15 protein-coding genes are annotated in these 15,311 nt (G+C 68.6%); 6 read left to right on the top strand and 9 right to left on the bottom strand.

Annotated features, from left to right (window positions below; all coding sequences use genetic code 11):
- Nucleotides 1–41: 41 nt before the first annotated feature.
- Nucleotides 42–467 (bottom strand): nucleoside-diphosphate kinase, encoded by a 426-nt coding sequence (gene ndk, locus ACFQ2D_RS01720; RefSeq protein WP_280941875.1) that lies wholly within the window; start codon nucleotides 465–467, stop codon nucleotides 42–44.
- 193 nt (nucleotides 468–660) lie between these two features.
- Between ndk and ACFQ2D_RS01715 the strand changes: the two genes are divergently transcribed.
- From ACFQ2D_RS01715 to ACFQ2D_RS01705, 3 genes are all read left to right on the top strand, one after another.
- Nucleotides 661–1,275, top strand: coding sequence for a TetR/AcrR family transcriptional regulator (locus ACFQ2D_RS01715; RefSeq protein WP_280941874.1), 615 nt, complete (start codon nucleotides 661–663; stop codon nucleotides 1,273–1,275).
- A 36-nt stretch (nucleotides 1,276–1,311) separates the two neighbouring features.
- On the top strand, nucleotides 1,312–3,684 hold the full coding sequence (locus ACFQ2D_RS01710; protein ID WP_280941873.1) for a 3-hydroxyacyl-CoA dehydrogenase/enoyl-CoA hydratase family protein: 2,373 nt from the start codon (nucleotides 1,312–1,314) through the stop codon (nucleotides 3,682–3,684).
- A gap of 69 nt (nucleotides 3,685–3,753) precedes the next feature.
- Nucleotides 3,754–4,959 carry an acetyl-CoA C-acyltransferase gene (locus tag ACFQ2D_RS01705; protein WP_280941872.1) on the top strand — a complete coding sequence of 402 codons (1,206 nt, stop codon included), beginning with the start codon at nucleotides 3,754–3,756 and terminating at the stop codon, nucleotides 4,957–4,959.
- Between the two features lie 136 nt (nucleotides 4,960–5,095).
- Here ACFQ2D_RS01705 and galU read toward each other — a convergent pair whose 3' ends face one another.
- The 8 genes from galU to cmk all read right to left on the bottom strand — a co-directional run bounded on the left by galU (nucleotide 5,096) and on the right by cmk (nucleotide 13,369).
- On the bottom strand, nucleotides 5,096–5,998 hold the full coding sequence (galU, locus tag ACFQ2D_RS01700) for a UTP--glucose-1-phosphate uridylyltransferase GalU (protein ID WP_280941871.1): 903 nt from the start codon (nucleotides 5,996–5,998) through the stop codon (nucleotides 5,096–5,098).
- Nucleotides 5,995–7,905, bottom strand: coding sequence for a nucleoside-diphosphate sugar epimerase/dehydratase (locus ACFQ2D_RS01695; RefSeq protein ID WP_280941870.1), 1,911 nt, complete (start codon nucleotides 7,903–7,905; stop codon nucleotides 5,995–5,997). The genes galU and ACFQ2D_RS01695 overlap by 4 nt, the downstream gene beginning before the upstream one ends.
- Nucleotides 7,906–7,952: 47 nt before the next feature.
- Nucleotides 7,953–8,909: a lipopolysaccharide biosynthesis protein gene (locus ACFQ2D_RS01690; protein ID WP_386795544.1), complete on the bottom strand. Its 957-nt coding sequence runs from the start codon at nucleotides 8,907–8,909 to the stop codon at nucleotides 7,953–7,955.
- A gap of 13 nt (nucleotides 8,910–8,922) precedes the next feature.
- Nucleotides 8,923–10,101 (bottom strand): lipopolysaccharide assembly protein LapB, encoded by a 1,179-nt coding sequence (gene lapB / locus ACFQ2D_RS01685; RefSeq protein WP_280941868.1) that lies wholly within the window; start codon nucleotides 10,099–10,101, stop codon nucleotides 8,923–8,925.
- Between the two features lie 3 nt (nucleotides 10,102–10,104).
- Complete coding sequence (locus ACFQ2D_RS01680; RefSeq protein WP_280941867.1) at nucleotides 10,105–10,374, bottom strand: LapA family protein; 270 nt, start codon at nucleotides 10,372–10,374, stop codon at nucleotides 10,105–10,107.
- Between the two features lie 25 nt (nucleotides 10,375–10,399).
- Entirely contained in the window at nucleotides 10,400–10,702 is a 303-nt protein-coding gene (locus ACFQ2D_RS01675) for an integration host factor subunit beta (RefSeq protein WP_280941866.1), read from the bottom strand.
- Nucleotides 10,703–10,812: 110 nt separating this feature from the next.
- Nucleotides 10,813–12,501: a 30S ribosomal protein S1 gene (gene rpsA / locus ACFQ2D_RS01670; protein ID WP_280941865.1), complete on the bottom strand. Its 1,689-nt coding sequence runs from the start codon at nucleotides 12,499–12,501 to the stop codon at nucleotides 10,813–10,815.
- 184 nt (nucleotides 12,502–12,685) lie between these two features.
- On the bottom strand, nucleotides 12,686–13,369 hold the full coding sequence (cmk, locus tag ACFQ2D_RS01665; RefSeq protein WP_280941864.1) for a (d)CMP kinase: 684 nt from the start codon (nucleotides 13,367–13,369) through the stop codon (nucleotides 12,686–12,688).
- Nucleotides 13,370–13,532: 163 nt separating this feature from the next.
- Here cmk and ykgO point away from each other — a divergent pair, with 163 nt between their 5' ends.
- The 3 genes from ykgO (at nucleotide 13,533) to ACFQ2D_RS01650 (ending at nucleotide 15,254) form a co-directional block, all read left to right on the top strand.
- A complete protein-coding gene (gene ykgO / locus ACFQ2D_RS01660) occupies nucleotides 13,533–13,658 on the top strand; it encodes a type B 50S ribosomal protein L36 (RefSeq protein WP_010342887.1) in 126 nt (41 codons plus the stop codon).
- A 209-nt stretch (nucleotides 13,659–13,867) separates the two neighbouring features.
- Complete coding sequence (locus ACFQ2D_RS01655; RefSeq protein ID WP_280941863.1) at nucleotides 13,868–14,194, top strand: hypothetical protein; 327 nt, start codon at nucleotides 13,868–13,870, stop codon at nucleotides 14,192–14,194.
- Between the two features lie 25 nt (nucleotides 14,195–14,219).
- Nucleotides 14,220–15,254 carry an agmatine deiminase family protein gene (locus tag ACFQ2D_RS01650; RefSeq protein WP_280941862.1) on the top strand — a complete coding sequence of 345 codons (1,035 nt, stop codon included), beginning with the start codon at nucleotides 14,220–14,222 and terminating at the stop codon, nucleotides 15,252–15,254.
- Nucleotides 15,255–15,311: the final 57 nt, after the last annotated feature.

Raw genomic sequence — 15,311 nt, 5'->3', positions numbered from 1 at the left:
ACGGACCGGCGCACTGGCGCGATCCGTGGCAGGCGCGACGATCAACGCGCGTAGACGTCGGTGGTCGGGAAGAAGTACGCGATTTCCACCGCAGCGGTCTCCGCCGCATCCGACCCGTGCACCGCATTGGCGTCGATGCTGTCGGCGAAGTCCGCGCGGATCGTGCCCGCCGCGGCTTCCTTGGGATTGGTCGCGCCCATCAGCTCGCGGTTCCTGGCGATGGCGTTCTCGCCCTCGAGCACCTGGATCATCACCGGGCCGCTGATCATGAACTCGACCAGCGCGTTGAAGAACGGACGCTCGCGGTGCACCGCGTAGAAGCCTTCGGCTTCCTTGCGCGAGAGCTGCTTCATCTTCGAGGCAACGACCTTCAGACCGCCCTTCTCGAAGCGGGTATAGATTTCGCCGATGACGTTCTTGGCAACGGCATCGGGCTTGATGATCGACAGGGTGCGCTCCAGCGCCATGGATCCTCTCCGGGCAGGGGCCGCTCGCTGTGGAGACGGCCAGATTATCATGGAAAAACCCGCGTGTGGACGCGGGTTTAGCCGACAAGGCTACGGTAATTCTATCGGATTGCACGGCAATGCAGCAGCCCCCGTTGCACCCGGACCCGCAGCGCCCTAATATCAAACAAGCGTTTGAATCAGTGAGGTGGCGATGACCGGCCAGCAGTTCTCGACCAAGGAGCGGATCCTGGGGGCCGCCGAGGAACTCTTCGCCCAACACGGTTTCTCGGGCACCTCGCTGCGCCAGGTCACCAGCCGCGCCGACGTGAACATCGCCGCGGTCAACTACCACTTCGGCAGCAAGGAGAACCTGGTCAACGAGGTCTTCCGGCGCCGCATGGACGTGATGAGCGCCCAGCGCCTGGACCGCCTGCGCGCCGCCCTGGCCGACCATCCGGCCCAGCTCGAGCCGATCCTGGCCGCCTTCGTCGAACCCGCGCTGGACATGGCCCAGGACCGGCACGGTGGCGCCTTAATCCGGGTGATCGCGCGTGCGTATGCCGAAAAGAACGAGGGACTGCGCAAGTTCCTGTCCGACCAGTACGGGCACGTGCAGCGCGAGTTCGCCCGCGCCCTCTCGACCTGCGTGCCGCACCTGGACAAGGAGCAGCTGTACTGGCGCCTGGATTTCCTGGGCGGCGCGCTGACGTATGCCATGGCCGACTTCGGCCTGATCAAGCGCCCCGCCGGGGTGAGCGAGGCCGAGCATCGCCGGCACGCTGCCCGCGAACTGATCCGCTTTTCCGCCGCAGGCTTCAAGGCCTGAGCCTGACTTTCCTTTCCATACAAATGGATGCATCACATGTCTGAGAAACTGCTTGTACGACGCGCCGCGGTACTTGGCGCTGGCGTCATGGGCGCACAGATCGCCGCCCACCTCACCAATGCCGGGGTGGACACGGTCCTGTTCGACCTGCCGGCCAAGGAAGGCGACCCCAGCGGCGTCGTGACCAAGGCCCTGGCCAATCTCGCCAAGCTCAGCCCTGCCCCGCTCGCCAGCAAGTCGCTGGCCGAGGCCATCACCCCGGCCAACTACGACACCGGGCTCGAACTGCTCAAAGGCTGCGACCTGATCATCGAGGCGATCGCCGAGCGGATGGACTGGAAGCAGGACCTTTACCGCAAGATCGCCCCCTTCGTGCCCGGCCATGCGGTACTGGCCAGCAATACATCCGGCTTGGGGATCAACAAGTTGGCGGATGTTCTTCCGGAACAGCTTCGACACCGGTTCTGTGGCGTGCACTTCTTCAACCCGCCGCGCTACATGCACCTTGCCGAGCTGATTCCCGCCAAGAGCACCGACAAGGCGGTGCTCGAAGGCCTGGAAGGCTTCCTGACCACCACCCTCGGCAAGGGCGTGGTCTACGCCAAGGACACCCCCAACTTCATCGGCAACCGGATCGGCGTGTTCTCGATCCTGGCCACCGCCCACCACACCGGCGAGTTCGGCCTGGGGTTCGACGAGGTCGACGCCGTCACGGGTCCGCTGATCGGCCGGCCCAAGTCGGCGACCTACCGGACCTCCGACGTGGTCGGCCTGGACACCATGGCCCACGTCATCAAGACCATGGCCGACACCTTGCCGGGCGATCCCTGGCACGACTACTTCAAGTCGCCCAAGTGGCTGGAAGCACTGGTCGCCAAGGGCGCGCTGGGCCAGAAGACCGGCGCCGGCGTGTTCCGCAAGGTCGGCAAGGACATCGTGGTACTCGACCTGGAAAAGCAGGACTACCGCCCGGCCGACCGCCAGGCCGCGCCCGAAGTGGTCGAAATCCTCAAGACGAAGGACCCGGCCGAGAAGTTCCGCAAGCTGCGCGAGAGCCGGCACCCGCAGGCGCAGTTCCTGTGGGCGGTGTTCCGCGACCTGTTCCACTACAGCGCCTACCACCTGGCCGACATCGCCGAGACCGCGCGCGACGTCGACCTCGCCATCCGCTGGGGCTACGGCTGGTCGCTGGGCCCTTTCGAAACCTGGCAGGCCGCGGGCTGGAAGCAGGTGGCCGGCTGGATCGCCGAGGACATCACCAGCGGCAAGGCGATGAGCAGCGCGCCCCTGCCCGACTGGGTGTTCGACGGCCGCGAAGGGGTGCATGCCGCCGAGGGCAGCTACAGCCCGGTGCAGGACGCCAAGCTCCCCCGCTCCGCGCTGCCGGTCTACAAGCGCCAGCGCTTCCCCGATCCGCTGCTGGGCGAGTCGTTCGCGCAGGGTGAGACGGTGTTCGAGAACGACGGCGTGCGCCTGTGGACCGATGGCGACGACATCGGCGTGGTTTCGTTCAAGACCAAGATGCATACCGTGTCCGACCAGGTCCTCGACGGCCTGCAGGAAGCGATCGGCATTGCCGAGAAGAAGTTCGCCGGCATGGTGATCTGGCAGCCGAAGGAGCCCTTCTCCGCCGGTGCCGACCTGGCTGGCGCGCTTGGCCTGCTGCAGGCGGGCAAGGTGGATGCCTTCGAGGCGATGGTCGCCAACTTCCAGGCCACCAGCCAGCGCATCAAGTATTCGCTGGTGCCGGTGGTCGCGGCGGTGCGCGGCCTGGCGCTCGGCGGCGGCTGCGAATTCCAGATGCACAGCGCCCGCACGGTCGCCCACCTCGAGAGCTACATCGGCCTGGTCGAAGCCGGCGTGGGCCTGCTGCCGGCCGGCGGCGGCCTCAAGGAACTGGCCGCGCGCGCTTCGCAGGCGGCCGGTCCCGGCGGCGACGTGTTCGCAGAATTGAAGAAGACCTTCGAAACCATCGCCATGGCCAAGGTCTCGTCCTCGGCGGTCGAGGCGAAGGAACTTGGCCTGATGCGCGCCAGCGACAAGGTCGCGTTCAACGCCTACGAGCTGCTGCACATCGCCAAGGCCGAGGCCCGCGGCCTGGCGGAGACCGGCTACCGTCCGCCCCTGCCCGCGCGCCGCATCCGCGTCGCCGGCGACGTCGGCATCGCCACCTTCAAGATGCTGCTGGTGAACATGCTCGAGGGCCGCTTCATCAGCGAATACGACTATGAGATCGCCAGCCGCATCGCCACCGTGCTGTGTGGCGGCGAGGTCGACCGCGGCGCAGTGGTGGACGAGGCGTGGCTGCTCAGGCTCGAGCGCCAGCACTTCGTCGAACTGGCGCAACAGGAGAAGACCCAGGCGCGCATCGCCCACATGCTCAAGACCGGCAAGCCGCTGCGCAACTGAGCCCGCCCCCATCCGCCCTTCGGGCACCTTCCCCCGCCACGCGGGGGAAGGGATCAGCAAGGACCAAACATGAGCAAGCAAGTACAAGAGGCCTACATCGTCGCCGCCACCCGCACCCCGGTCGGCAAGGCGCCCAAGGGCGTGTTCCGCAACACCCGCCCCGACGACATGCTCGCGCACGTGCTGCGCAGCGTGGTGGCGCAGGCGCCGGGCATCGACGTCTCGCGCATCGACGACGCCATCATCGGCTGCGCCATGCCCGAGGGCGAGCAGGGCATGAACGTGGCGCGCATCGGCGTGTTGCTGGCCGGCCTGCCCAACACCATCGCCGCGCAGACCATCAACCGCTTCTGCTCCTCCGGCCTGCAGGCCGTGGCGCTGGCGGCCGACCAGATCCGCCTCGGCAACGCCGACCTGATGCTGGCCGGCGGCACCGAGTCGATGTCGATGGTGCCGATGATGGGCAACAAGGTCGCCCTCTCCCCCTCGGTGTTCAAGGACGACCACGTTGCCATCGCCTACGGCATGGGCATCACCGCCGAGAAGGTCGCCGAGGAATGGAAGGTCTCGCGCGAGGCGCAGGACGCCTTCGCCGTGGCCTCGCACCAGAAGGCGCTGGCCGCGCAGGCGGCGGGCGAGTTCAAGGACGAGATCACCCCCTACGAGGTCGTCTCCCACCAGCCCGACCTGGTCGGCAATACCGTGCGGCTGAAGAAGCTGCTGGTCGAGCAGGACGAGGGCCCGCGCCCCGACACGTCGCCCGAAGGCCTGGCGAAGCTGCGCCCGGTGTTCCGCAACGGCCAGTTCGGCGGCTCGGTCACCGCTGGCAACTCCTCGCAGATGAGCGACGGTGCCGGCGCGGTGCTGCTGGCCTCCGAGCAGGCGATCAAGGATTACGGCCTGACGCCACTGGCCCGGTTCGTCAGCTTCTCGGTCGCGGGCGTGCGTCCGGAAGTGATGGGCATCGGCCCGATCGCCGCGATCCCGAAGGCGCTCAAGCAGGCGGGGCTTACCAGGGACCAGCTGGACTGGATCGAGCTCAATGAAGCCTTCGCCGCGCAGGCGCTGGCGGTGATCCAGGATTCCGGGCTGGATCCCTCCAAGGTCAACCCGCTCGGCGGCGCGATCGCGCTCGGCCATCCGCTCGGCGCGACCGGTGCGGTCCGCACCGCCACCATCGTTCACGGCATGCGTCGTCGCCAGCACAAGTACGGCATGGTGACCATGTGCATCGGCACCGGCATGGGCGCGGCTGGGATCTTCGAGGCGCTCTGAGGCCTCGACCAGTGGAGGCGGCGCCCACGGGCGCCGCTTATCCAGCAGCGAGCGATGACCGCCGGCTTGGTCGCCGCAAACAGAAACGGCGCCTTTCGGCGCCATTTCTTTGCAAGCTCCGCGCGTCCTGGGGGCGTCAGCTCAACTCGGTGACACCCAGTTCGAGCAGCGCGGCGGCCATCGCGTCGCGGGCCGCGTCGCTGATCTTCTCGTGGTCGAGCGCGAAGCGGATCGTGGCCTCGACCAGGCCGATGTGGGTACCGCAGTCGAAGCGCGTGCCGCGGAAGCGGTAGGCGTCGATCTGCCGCTCGCCCAGCAGGCTCGCGATCGCATCGGTCAGCTGGATCTCGCCGCCTGCGCCACGGCCGGTCTTCTCCAGGTGCTCGAAGATCGCGCCCGGCAGGATGTAGCGGCCCACCACCGCCAGGGTGCTCGGGGCCTCCTCGGGCTTGGGCTTTTCGACCATGCGCCGGATGGCGCCACTGCGGTTGCTGAAGTCGCCGGTCTCGACGATGCCGTAGCTCGCGGTCTGCTCGCGCGGCACGTCCTGCACGGCGATCGCGCCCACGCCATTGGCCTCGGCGTGGTCGGCCATCTGCTTGAGGGCACCGTCGCCGTTGCGGTTCCAGATCAGGTCGTCGGGCAGCAGCACGGCGAACGGCTCGTCGCCGATCACCGACTTCGCGCACAGCACGGCATGGCCCAGGCCCAGCGCCTCGGCCTGGGTGACGAAAACCGCGCGCACGCCCTCCGGCAGCACGTTGCGCACCAGCTCGAGCTGCTCGTGCTTGCCCGAGCGCTCCAGTTTCTGCTCGAGTTCGTAGGCCTTGTCGAAGTAGTCCGCGACGGCGTGCTTGTAGCGGTTGGTCACGAACACCAGGGTGTCGCAACCAGCCTCGACCGCCTCGTCGACGGCGTACTGGATCAGCGGCCGATCGACGATCGGCAGCATCTCCTTGGGAACGGTCTTGGTCGCGGGAAGGAACCGCGTCCCCAGTCCTGCGACCGGAAACACGGCCTTGCGGATGCGTTGCGTCATGTTCTACGTGCCTGTCTGGCTGGGAATGCAACGACCGTCCCGCTGCCTTCGCGCTCGCTGGCAGCCTGGGAAGGCTGGAACTCCGGCAGCGCCTCTCGCAGCAGACGCCCGAGCAGCTCGACGTCGAAGCTCGCCACGGCGTCGCGCAAGCCGACCAGCGAATGCTGGAGCTTCTCCTTGGACACCGAACGCGCTTCCGCCTGCAGGATTTTCGGGTGCAGCGTCGGCCGGTAACGCTCGTCGGCGTGGAACAGCGTTTCGTGCAGCTTCTCGCCCGGGCGCAGGCCGGTGTAGACGATCGCGATATCGCGGCCCGGCTGCTTGCCCGCCAGGCGGATCATCTGCTCGGCCAGCAGGCGGATCGGCACCGGTTCGCCCATATCCAGCGTGTACACGGCCTCGCGCGAGCCGATCGCCACCGACTGCATGATCAGCTGGCAGGCCTCGGGGATGGTCATGAAGTAACGGGTCACTTCCGGATCGGTCACCGTCACCGGACCGCCGTTGCGGATCTGCTCGCGGAATACCGGAACCACGCTGCCGGCGGAGTCGAGCACGTTGCCGAAGCGGACCGTCACGAAGTGCGTGCCATCGGGTTCGGCCATGGCCTGGCAGACCATCTCGGCCAGGCGCTTGGTGGCGCCGAGCACGTTGACCGGATCGACTGCCTTGTCGGTGGAGATCAGCACGAAGGTGCCGACCCTGGCAGCCGCGGCCTCGCGCGCCACCACCTCGGTCGCCAGTACGTTGTTGCGCACCGCCTCGCGCAACTGGCCTTCCAGCACCGGTACCTGCTTGTAGGCGGCGGCATGGAACACCGCATCCGGATTGCACAGCCGCAGCGCATGGCGCATCACCGCCGGGTCGCCGCAGTCGCCCAGGACCGGGATGCACTGGATCTGCGGGAAATCGCGCCGCAGTTCGGACTCGGCCATGATCAGGGCCAGTTCGTCGATCTCGATCAGCGCGATGCGCGCCGCCCCATGACGGGCGCACTGGCGGCACAGTTCGCCGCCGATCGATCCACCGCCCCCGGTGATCAGGACGCTGCGACCACCCAGCCATCCGCGGATCGCCTTCCAGTCCGGCGTCACCGGCTGGCGCCCGAGCAGGTCCTCGATCGCCACTTCCTTCAGTTCGCCGGGCAGCGAGCGCCCTTCGAGCATGTCGTCCAGGCGCGGCACGGTGCGGAACGGCAGGCCGGTCTGCTCGCAGGCCGCGACGACGCGGCGCATGGTCGCAGCGTCCACCGACGGCATGGCGATCACCAGCAGGCCCGCGGCCGTCTCCGGTGCGATGCGGACGACATCCTCGATCCGGCCCAGCACGGGGATGCCCTGCAGGCGGCTGCCGCGCAGCTTGGCCGCATCGTCCAGGAACCCGACCGGATCGTAGGCACCGGCGCGACGCAGGTCGCGGACCAGGGTCTCGCCGGCCTGGCCCGCGCCGAGGATGAGGACGCGGATGGAGGCCTTGTCTGTGCGGGCGATACTGTGGTCCTTCCACGCCCGGTACATCAGCCGCGGCATGCCGAGCATGGCGGTCAGCAGCAGCGGGTACAGCAGCAGGACCGACCGCGGCACCTGGTCGAGGCGGTTGTAGACGAACAGCGCCAGCATGATCCCCAGCAGGCCGATCACCGAGGCCTTGAGGATGTTGAGCAGGTCGGGGAGGCTGGCGAATCGCCACACGCCGCGATACAGGCCCACCTGCCAGAACACCGCGCCCTGGGCGAACAGGACCAGCGCCACCTCGGCGAAGCCGACGCCGGGCACCCCGTTCGACGGCTGCAACGCATAGCGGAACTGGTGCAACGCCAGCCAGCACAGCCAGACCATGCCCAGGTCGTGGACGACCACCGCCATCCGCGGCATGGTCACCGCCACGCGGTCCCTCAAGCTGAGCATCGTCAAGGCGTCCTGTCTCGGAGGGGGTCCTGGTCCTTATCCATGGATCATCTGCGCAACAGCTTCCATGCCATTCCCCCCAAGGCAAGCATCACCAGATAGGACACCATGATAAGCGCGATAGTCGATGAACGCATGGCAAACGCAACAGACGCGACCAAGGTCGCAGCGAACGCGTAAGCCAGCGTGACCCGGGCATGCCCGCGCCGGCGGGCCCATGCCTGGTAGGCATGCTGGGTATGCGGTTCCCACCAGCGCTCGCCACGTACGATGCGCGCAAGCAGTGTCAAGGACGCGTCAAGCAGGAACGGCAACAGCGGCATCGCCACGAGCAGCCGCGTGGCTGGATCGGCGCCGATCGAAGCGAAGGCCACCAGTCCGGCGAGCGCATAGCCGAGCGCACCGCTCCCCACGTCGCCCAGGAAGATCCGGGCTCGCGGGAAATTGAAGGGCAGAAAGCCGCAGGCCGCGGCCGCAAGCGCCAGGCCCAGCCAGAACGCCGGCCCCGTCGACGCGAACAGCGCGCAGGCCACGGCCACCAACGCCGCCTGGCTGGTGGCGATGCCGTTGATGCCGTCCATGAAGTTCCAGACGTTGACGAGGACCAGAACGGCGGCGAAGGCGATCGCCAGGTCCAGCGGCGCGCCACCGGCCCGCCACAGGGCAGCGCACAGCAGCGCAGCGGCCGCGCCATGCACGGCCAGGCGCAACCGCGCGGAGAGCGGGCGGTGGTCGTCGACCCAGCCGATCCCGGCTACCAGCACCAGCCCGGCCGCGGCAAGGGCAAGCGCGACGGCGTGCGCCGGCGCATGCAGGGCCAGCGCCAGCATTGCCGCCAAGAGCACCATCACGATCGAGATCCCGCCGCCGCGCGGCGTCGCCTCGCTGTGGCTGCGCCGCTCGCCGGGCTGGTCGATGAGCCTGCGCCGCAGGGCGTACCCGCGCGCAAGCCAGGTGCCCAGGGCACCGAGCGCCAACCCCGCCAGCAGCCAGGGCACCAGCAGGTCCACGCCCATGTCAGACCACGGCGTAGTTCAGCAGCGGCTTGATGGTGCCCCACTCCTTGCAGCTCGGGCATTGCCAGTGGTGGCTGCGCGCACCGAAGCCGCAGCGGTTGCAGCGGTAGCTCGGGTTGCGCACCAGCAGCTGCTCGGTGATCAACCGCAGCTCCTGCAGGGTGGTGGCGAAGCCGGTGTCCTCGGCCAGGGTGAGGTCGATCAGTGCCGCTTCGCCGCGAACCGAGGGGCGGTCCTTGAGCTGCTGCGCCAGGTAGGCCCGCGCGGCGGGCACGCCGTCCTGCTCCTCCAGCAGGCGCGCCAGCGCCAGCACCGGGGCGATGCCGCGATAGTGCTCGCTCATCTCGGCCAGGAACTTGCGGGCGCCGGAGGCGTCACCGACCCGGCCGTAGGCGGCCAGCAGCGCCGGCAGCACTTCTGGCAGGAAGTCGGTGTCGTGGCGGGCGGCACGCTCGTAGGCGCGGATCGCCGCCGCGTCGTTGCCGGCGTCCGTCTCCAGGCGCCCTTCGAGAATGCCGGCGCGCACCGACTTCGAGTCGGCGGCATAGGCGCGCGCCACGGCAGCGCGGGCGCCCTCGCCGTCGCCGGCCAGGCGCAGCCGGTCGGCCAGCTCGCATTCGAAGTGGGCGATCAGCTTGCCCATCGGCTCGCCGGTGGCGGCCTCGTAGCGGGTCGCGTTCTCGATCGCCTTGGCCCAGTCGCGTTCTGCCTGGTAGATGCCGATCAGGTGGCGCAGCGCCTGCGGTGCGCGCTGGTCGATCCTGGCCAGGTCGGTGAACACCACCTCGGCGCGGTCGAGCAGTCCCGACTTCATGTAGTCCTCGCCCAACGCCAGCAGCGCCTGCACCTTCTGCGGGTCGCTCAGGTCGTTGCGCTGGGCCAAACCCTGGTGCAGGCGGATGGCGCGGTCGACTTCGCCGCGGCGACGGAACAGGTGGCCGAGCGCGAGCTGGGTTTCGAAGGTTTCCTTGTCCAGCTCGGCGATGTGCAGGAACAGTTCGATCGCCTTGTCGGGTTGCTCGTTGAGCAGGTAGTTCAGGCCGCGGAAGTAGGTCGTGGACAGCCGGCTCACTTGCGTATCGCTGTGGCGTTCCCCGCCGCGGCGGCCGACCACCCAGCCACTGAGCGCGGCCAGCGGCAGCAGCAGGAAGAACCAGAACCACTCGGTGACGAACGCCATGGTTCAGACTCCCGTGTCGTGAGGTGGAGGCGACGCCTGTCCGGGCGCGCGCCTGCGTTCCAGGTCGCGGCGCATCGGCGCGATCACGCCCAGCGCCAGCACGAGCCCTCCGAGCACCGCGCCGAGCAGCACGGCCGAAAGCAGGGCGACGCCAACGCTGGAGCGGAGGGTGGTCGCACCCAGGTCGAGGACGACGCCTTGCGGATTGAGTGCGCCGAGCGCGATGCCCAGCGCGATGAATACGATGGAGACGAGGATCCGGAGCAGTCGCATGCGCTGCGGTCTGGGGCTGCGCGCCCTACTCCTCGAGCGGCAGCGGAACCACGCCGGTCACGCGCTCGCGCAGTTCCTTGCCCGGCTTGAAATGGGGCACGTGCTTGCCGGGCAGCGCCACGGCTTCGCCGGTCTTGGGATTGCGACCGGTGCGCGGCGGACGGAAATGCAGCGAGAAACTGCCGAAACCGCGGATCTCGATCCGCTCGCCGTTGGCCAGCGAACCGGCCATCATCTCCAGCAGCGACTTCACCGCCAGGTCGACGTCGTCGGCCTTCAGGTGCGCCTGGCGCTGGGTGAGGATCTCGATCAGTTCCGATTTGGTCATTATCGACGCATCCGTGGACACTCGGATGGATGGTCCGGCGCACCGGACCATCCGCCTTTCAAGCCGCCCGGCCTCGCGGCCGGGCGACGCGGCTGACGCCGCAAGCCCGATTACTCGGACTTGTTCTCCAGCTGCTCGCGCAGCAGCGCGCCCAGCTTGGTGGTACCGCTGGAAGCCTCGGCCGCCGCCTTGTTGTACTCGGCGAGGGTCTCGGCCGCTTCGGCCTCGTCCTTGGCGCGGATCGACAGCTGCAGGGTGCGGCTCTTGCGATCCTGGCCGATGTACTTGGCCTCGATCGAATCGCCGACCTTCAGGTGCTGGCTGGCGTCGTCCACGCGGACGTCGGCGACGTCGCGGGCGGCCACGTAGCCTTCCACGCCCTCGCCCAGGTCGATGACCGCACCCTTGGCGTCGACTTCCTTCACCGTGCCGGTGACCTTCGAGCCGCGCGGGTGGTTGGCCAGGAACTGGCCGTACGGATCCTGCTCGAGCTGCTTGACACCCAGCGAGATGCGCTCGCGCTCCGGATCGACCGCCAGCACCACCGCCTCAAGGGTGTCGCCCTTCTTGAAGTTGCGCGCGACTTCCTCGCCGGTGGAGTTCCAGCTGATGTCCGAGAGGTGGATCAGGCCGTCGATGCCGCCGTCCAGGCCGATGAAGATGCCGAAGTCGGTGATCGACTTGATCTGGCCCGACACCTTGTCGCCCTTCTTGTGGATGGCCGCGAAGGTCTCCCACGGGTTGGACGTGACCTGCTTGATGCCCAGCGAGATGCGGCGACGCTCCTCGTCGACGTCCAGCACCATGACCTCGAGCTCGTCGCCGACCTGCACCACCTTGGACGGGTTGACGTTCTTGTTGGTCCAGTCCATCTCGGACACGTGCACCAGGCCCTCGACGCCCGGCTCGATCTCGACGAACGCGCCGTAGTCGGTGACGTTGGAGACCTTGCCGAACACGCGGGTGTTGGACGGGTAGCGGCGGGCGATGTTGTCCCACGGATCCTCGCCCAGCTGCTTGAGGCCCAGGCTGACGCGGTTGCGCTCGCGGTCGTACTTGAGCACGCGCACGTCGAGCTCCTGGCCCACTTCAACGACTTCGGACGGATGGCGCACGCGCTTCCAGGCCATGTCGGTGATGTGCAGCAGGCCGTCGATGCCGCCCAGGTCGACGAACGCGCCGTAGTCGGTGAGGTTCTTGACCACGCCCTTGAGCACGGCGCCCTCGACCAGCTTCTCCATCAGCGCCTCGCGCTCCTCGGAGTGCTCGCTTTCGACGACGGCGCGGCGCGACACGACCACGTTGTTGCGCTTGCGGTCGAGCTTGATGAGCTTGAACTCGAGTTCCTTGCCCTCGAGGTACACCGGGTCGCGGACCGGGCGCACGTCGACCAGCGAACCCGGCAGGAACGCTCGGACGTCCTTGATGTCGACGGTGAAACCGCCCTTCACCTTGCCGCTGATGCGGCCGACGATGGTCTCGTTCTTCTCGAGCGCTTCTTCCAGCTCGTCCCAGACCATGGCGCGCTTGGCCTTCTCGCGCGACAGCACGGTCTCGCCGAAGCCGTTCTCGAGCGAGTCGAGCGCGACCTTGACGACGTCGCCCTCGGCGACGTCGATCTCGCCGGCGTCGTTACGGAACTGTTCGATCGGCACGATGCCTTCGGACTTGAGGCCGGCGTTGATGACGACCACGTCGGTGCGCACCTGCACGACGGTGCCGGTGACGATGGCGCCCGGCTTGAGCTTGGCCAGGTGCGACTGGCTGGCTTCGAACAGTTCTGCGAATGATTCGGTCATTTGAGTTACTCGGTTGATGACACAGACCGCCGGTCCTTGCCGGACGCCGCGGTCCACCCGTTTGTCGGCCTGCGCGGGATTGCGTATGGCCGTGAGTGTGGTGATGGATGGACCATGCGGGGGGACTCCCGCATGGGGTTGTGCCTGCCCGGTCGACACCCGGTCGCCGGCGCCCCGCGCCCGGTCAGGAACCGGCCCGGGGGGCGACCAGCGCCAGCACGCGCTCGACGACCGCGTCGATGCCGAGGCCAGTGGTGTCGATGTGGACGGCGTCGTCGGCCGGCCTCAGCGGCGCCACCGTGCGACCGGCGTCACGGGCGTCGCGCGCGAGGATCTCGCGCAGCAGACCGTCCATTGTCACCGAAACACCCTTGCTCTTCAACTGTTTATGGCGCCTCTCGGCGCGTTCCTCGGCGCTGGCCGTCAGGAAGACCTTGTAGCGGGCGTCCGGGAAGATGACCGTACCCATGTCGCGGCCGTCGGTCACCAGGCCCGGGGGCTGGCGGAAGGCACGCTGGCGATCGCGCAGGGCCGCCCGGACCTGGGGAATGGCGGCGATGGCCGAGGCCGCGGCGCCGGCGGTCTCGGTGCGCAGTTCGTCGGTCGCGTCCGTGCCGTTGACGATGACCCGCAGCTCGCCGTCCCCGGCCTCGGTGAAATCGACCTGCGTATCGAAGGTGCAGCGGACCAGGGCGCCGTCGTCGTCCAGGTCGATGCCCGCCCAGCCCGCGGCCACGCCCACCGCCCGGTAGAGGGCGCCCGAGTCGAGGTAGTGCCACCCCAGCCTATGCGCGACCAGACGGCTGATGGTGCCCTTGCCCGAGCCGGAGGGGCCATCGATGGTGAGGACGGGGACGATGTCGGGCATGAGTGGGCCTGCTGGGTGGGGACGGCGATTATCCCGCAGCGGGGCCCATCCGCCGAGCCTCACCGCCCCCTCACCGCCCCAGCCACCAAGCGCTTGAGCAGGCAGGAAAAAGTCCGCTATAATGCGCGGCTTACTTTTTCAACCCTGTTTTCAGAGGTCTCCCATGAAGGTCCTGTCCTCCCTGAAGTCGGCGAAGGCCCGTCACCGCGACTGCAAGGTCGTTCGTCGCCGTGGCAAGGTCTTCGTGATCTGCAAGTCGAACCCGCGTTTCAAGGCGCGCCAGCGCTGATCCGCGCGACCCGCCGGCCACGTGCCGGACAGGGTCTGTCAGGCTAGCAGCAAGAGGCCGCAGCGATGCGGCCTTTTTGCGTGCCCGCGCGCCGGCCGCGGCATGCGTGCGCCGGCCGCCGACGCGGCGTCGCGCACGGCGCGGCGCGCGTGAATCTGTTAAAACGCCCGGGCCCCACCCACCCGGCCCGCGCCAGAGGAACCCAGACCATGCGCCCGACCTCCTGCCTGCTCCTGTCCGTCCTGCTGTGCTTCGCCGGCGGCGCGTCCGCCGACACCCTCCTGGTCGAACGCGCGCAGCAGAAGGCGCACGTGGCCCTGCCCGAGCGCGGCCTGAGCGCCGCCCAGGTGCAGGCGCGGTTCGGCGCCCCCGCCCAGCGCCTGGAGCCTCGCGGCGGCCAGAAGGCCCAGTGGCCCACCATCCACCGCTGGGTCTATCCCGAATTCACCGTGTACTTCGAGCGCGACCGGGTGATCGACGCCGTGCTCAACCAGGCCACCGCCAGCGAGACCGGACCCAAGCCGGCGATCCGCTGAGCCCACGCAGGCGATCCGTTCCGAGATGACCGAGTCCTCAGCGCGTTTCCCCGCGGAGTGGGAACCCCAGTCCGCGATCCTGCTCGCGTGGCCCAACGCCGACACCGACTGGGCGGACCGGCTCGGCGAAGTCGAGGAGACCTACATCGCGCTGGTCGCGGCCATCACCCGCTTCCAGCCCGCGATCGTGTGCGTAGCCGATGCCGACGTGGAGGCCTACGCCCGCGCACGGCTGTCGTCCGCGCGGGTGGACATGGAGCGGGTGCGCTTTGTCGAAGTGCCTTACGACGACACCTGGCTGCGCGACTCCGGACCCATCTCGCTGCGCGAGGGCGACGGCTTCCGCCTGCTCGACTTCCGCTTCACCGGCTGGGGCGGCAAGTTCGACGCCAGTCAGGACGACCGGCTGGTCGAGCGCTTGCACGAAATGGGAATCTTCTCGAAGAGTTCCCGCCAGTCCATTGATTTTGCCTTGGAAGGCGGCGCCATCGAGACCGACGGCGCGGGCACCCTGCTGACCACCTGGACCTGTCTGGGCGAGCGCCATCCCGGCGCCAGCCGCGATGAACTGGCAGCGCAGCTCGCCGGCTGGCTGGCCCAGGAGCGGGTGCTGTGGCTGGAGCACGGCGCGCTGGAGGGCGACGACACCGACGCCCATGTCGACACCCTCGCCCGCTTCGCCGCGCCCGACGCCATTGTCTACCAGGCCTGCAACGACCCGTCCGACAGCCATTACGAGGGCCTGCAGGCCATGGCCGCCGAACTGGCTGCGCTGCGCACCGCGCAGGGCCAGCCCTACCGGCTGTTCGCGCTGCCGTGGCCGGCGCCGGTGCTGGACGATGGGCGCCGGCTGGCCGCCTCCTACGCCAACTTCCTCATCGTCAACGGCGCCGTGCTGATGCCCGCCTATGGCGATCCGGCCGATCCGGCGGCGGCCGCCGTGCTGCAGCAGGCCTTCCCCGGCCGCGAAATCGTGCAGGTGCCCTGCCGCCCGCTGATCTGGCAGAACGGCAGCCTGCACTGCGTGACCATGCAACTGCCCGCGGGGCTGGTCGCCTGACGACGCCCCCGTGGCGGGTGCGCCGCCGTTCCCGCGGTGGACACGGTGCAGCGCCTA

It is taken from the genome of Luteimonas composti (genome assembly GCF_042678665.1).
Lineage (GTDB): Bacteria > Pseudomonadota > Gammaproteobacteria > Xanthomonadales > Xanthomonadaceae > Luteimonas > Luteimonas composti.
Note: the sequence above shows the minus strand (reverse complement) of the source record. Positions and strands in the feature narration are given on the sequence as shown.

Coding starts and splice junctions, on each gene's coding strand:
- ndk (WP_280941875.1), bottom strand. CDS start 467: ATGGCGCTGGAGCGCACCCTGTCGATCATCAAGCCCGATGCCGTTGCC.
- ACFQ2D_RS01715 (WP_280941874.1), top strand. CDS start 661: ATGACCGGCCAGCAGTTCTCGACCAAGGAGCGGATCCTGGGGGCCGCC.
- ACFQ2D_RS01710 (WP_280941873.1), top strand. CDS start 1,312: ATGTCTGAGAAACTGCTTGTACGACGCGCCGCGGTACTTGGCGCTGGC.
- ACFQ2D_RS01705 (WP_280941872.1), top strand. CDS start 3,754: ATGAGCAAGCAAGTACAAGAGGCCTACATCGTCGCCGCCACCCGCACC.
- galU (WP_280941871.1), bottom strand. CDS start 5,998: ATGACGCAACGCATCCGCAAGGCCGTGTTTCCGGTCGCAGGACTGGGG.
- ACFQ2D_RS01695 (WP_280941870.1), bottom strand. CDS start 7,905: ATGCTCAGCTTGAGGGACCGCGTGGCGGTGACCATGCCGCGGATGGCG.
- lapB (WP_280941868.1), bottom strand. CDS start 10,101: ATGGCGTTCGTCACCGAGTGGTTCTGGTTCTTCCTGCTGCTGCCGCTG.
- ACFQ2D_RS01680 (WP_280941867.1), bottom strand. CDS start 10,374: ATGCGACTGCTCCGGATCCTCGTCTCCATCGTATTCATCGCGCTGGGC.
- ACFQ2D_RS01675 (WP_280941866.1), bottom strand. CDS start 10,702: ATGACCAAATCGGAACTGATCGAGATCCTCACCCAGCGCCAGGCGCAC.
- rpsA (WP_280941865.1), bottom strand. CDS start 12,501: ATGACCGAATCATTCGCAGAACTGTTCGAAGCCAGCCAGTCGCACCTG.
- cmk (WP_280941864.1), bottom strand. CDS start 13,369: ATGCCCGACATCGTCCCCGTCCTCACCATCGATGGCCCCTCCGGCTCG.
- ykgO (WP_010342887.1), top strand. CDS start 13,533: ATGAAGGTCCTGTCCTCCCTGAAGTCGGCGAAGGCCCGTCACCGCGAC.
- ACFQ2D_RS01655 (WP_280941863.1), top strand. CDS start 13,868: ATGCGCCCGACCTCCTGCCTGCTCCTGTCCGTCCTGCTGTGCTTCGCC.
- ACFQ2D_RS01650 (WP_280941862.1), top strand. CDS start 14,220: ATGACCGAGTCCTCAGCGCGTTTCCCCGCGGAGTGGGAACCCCAGTCC.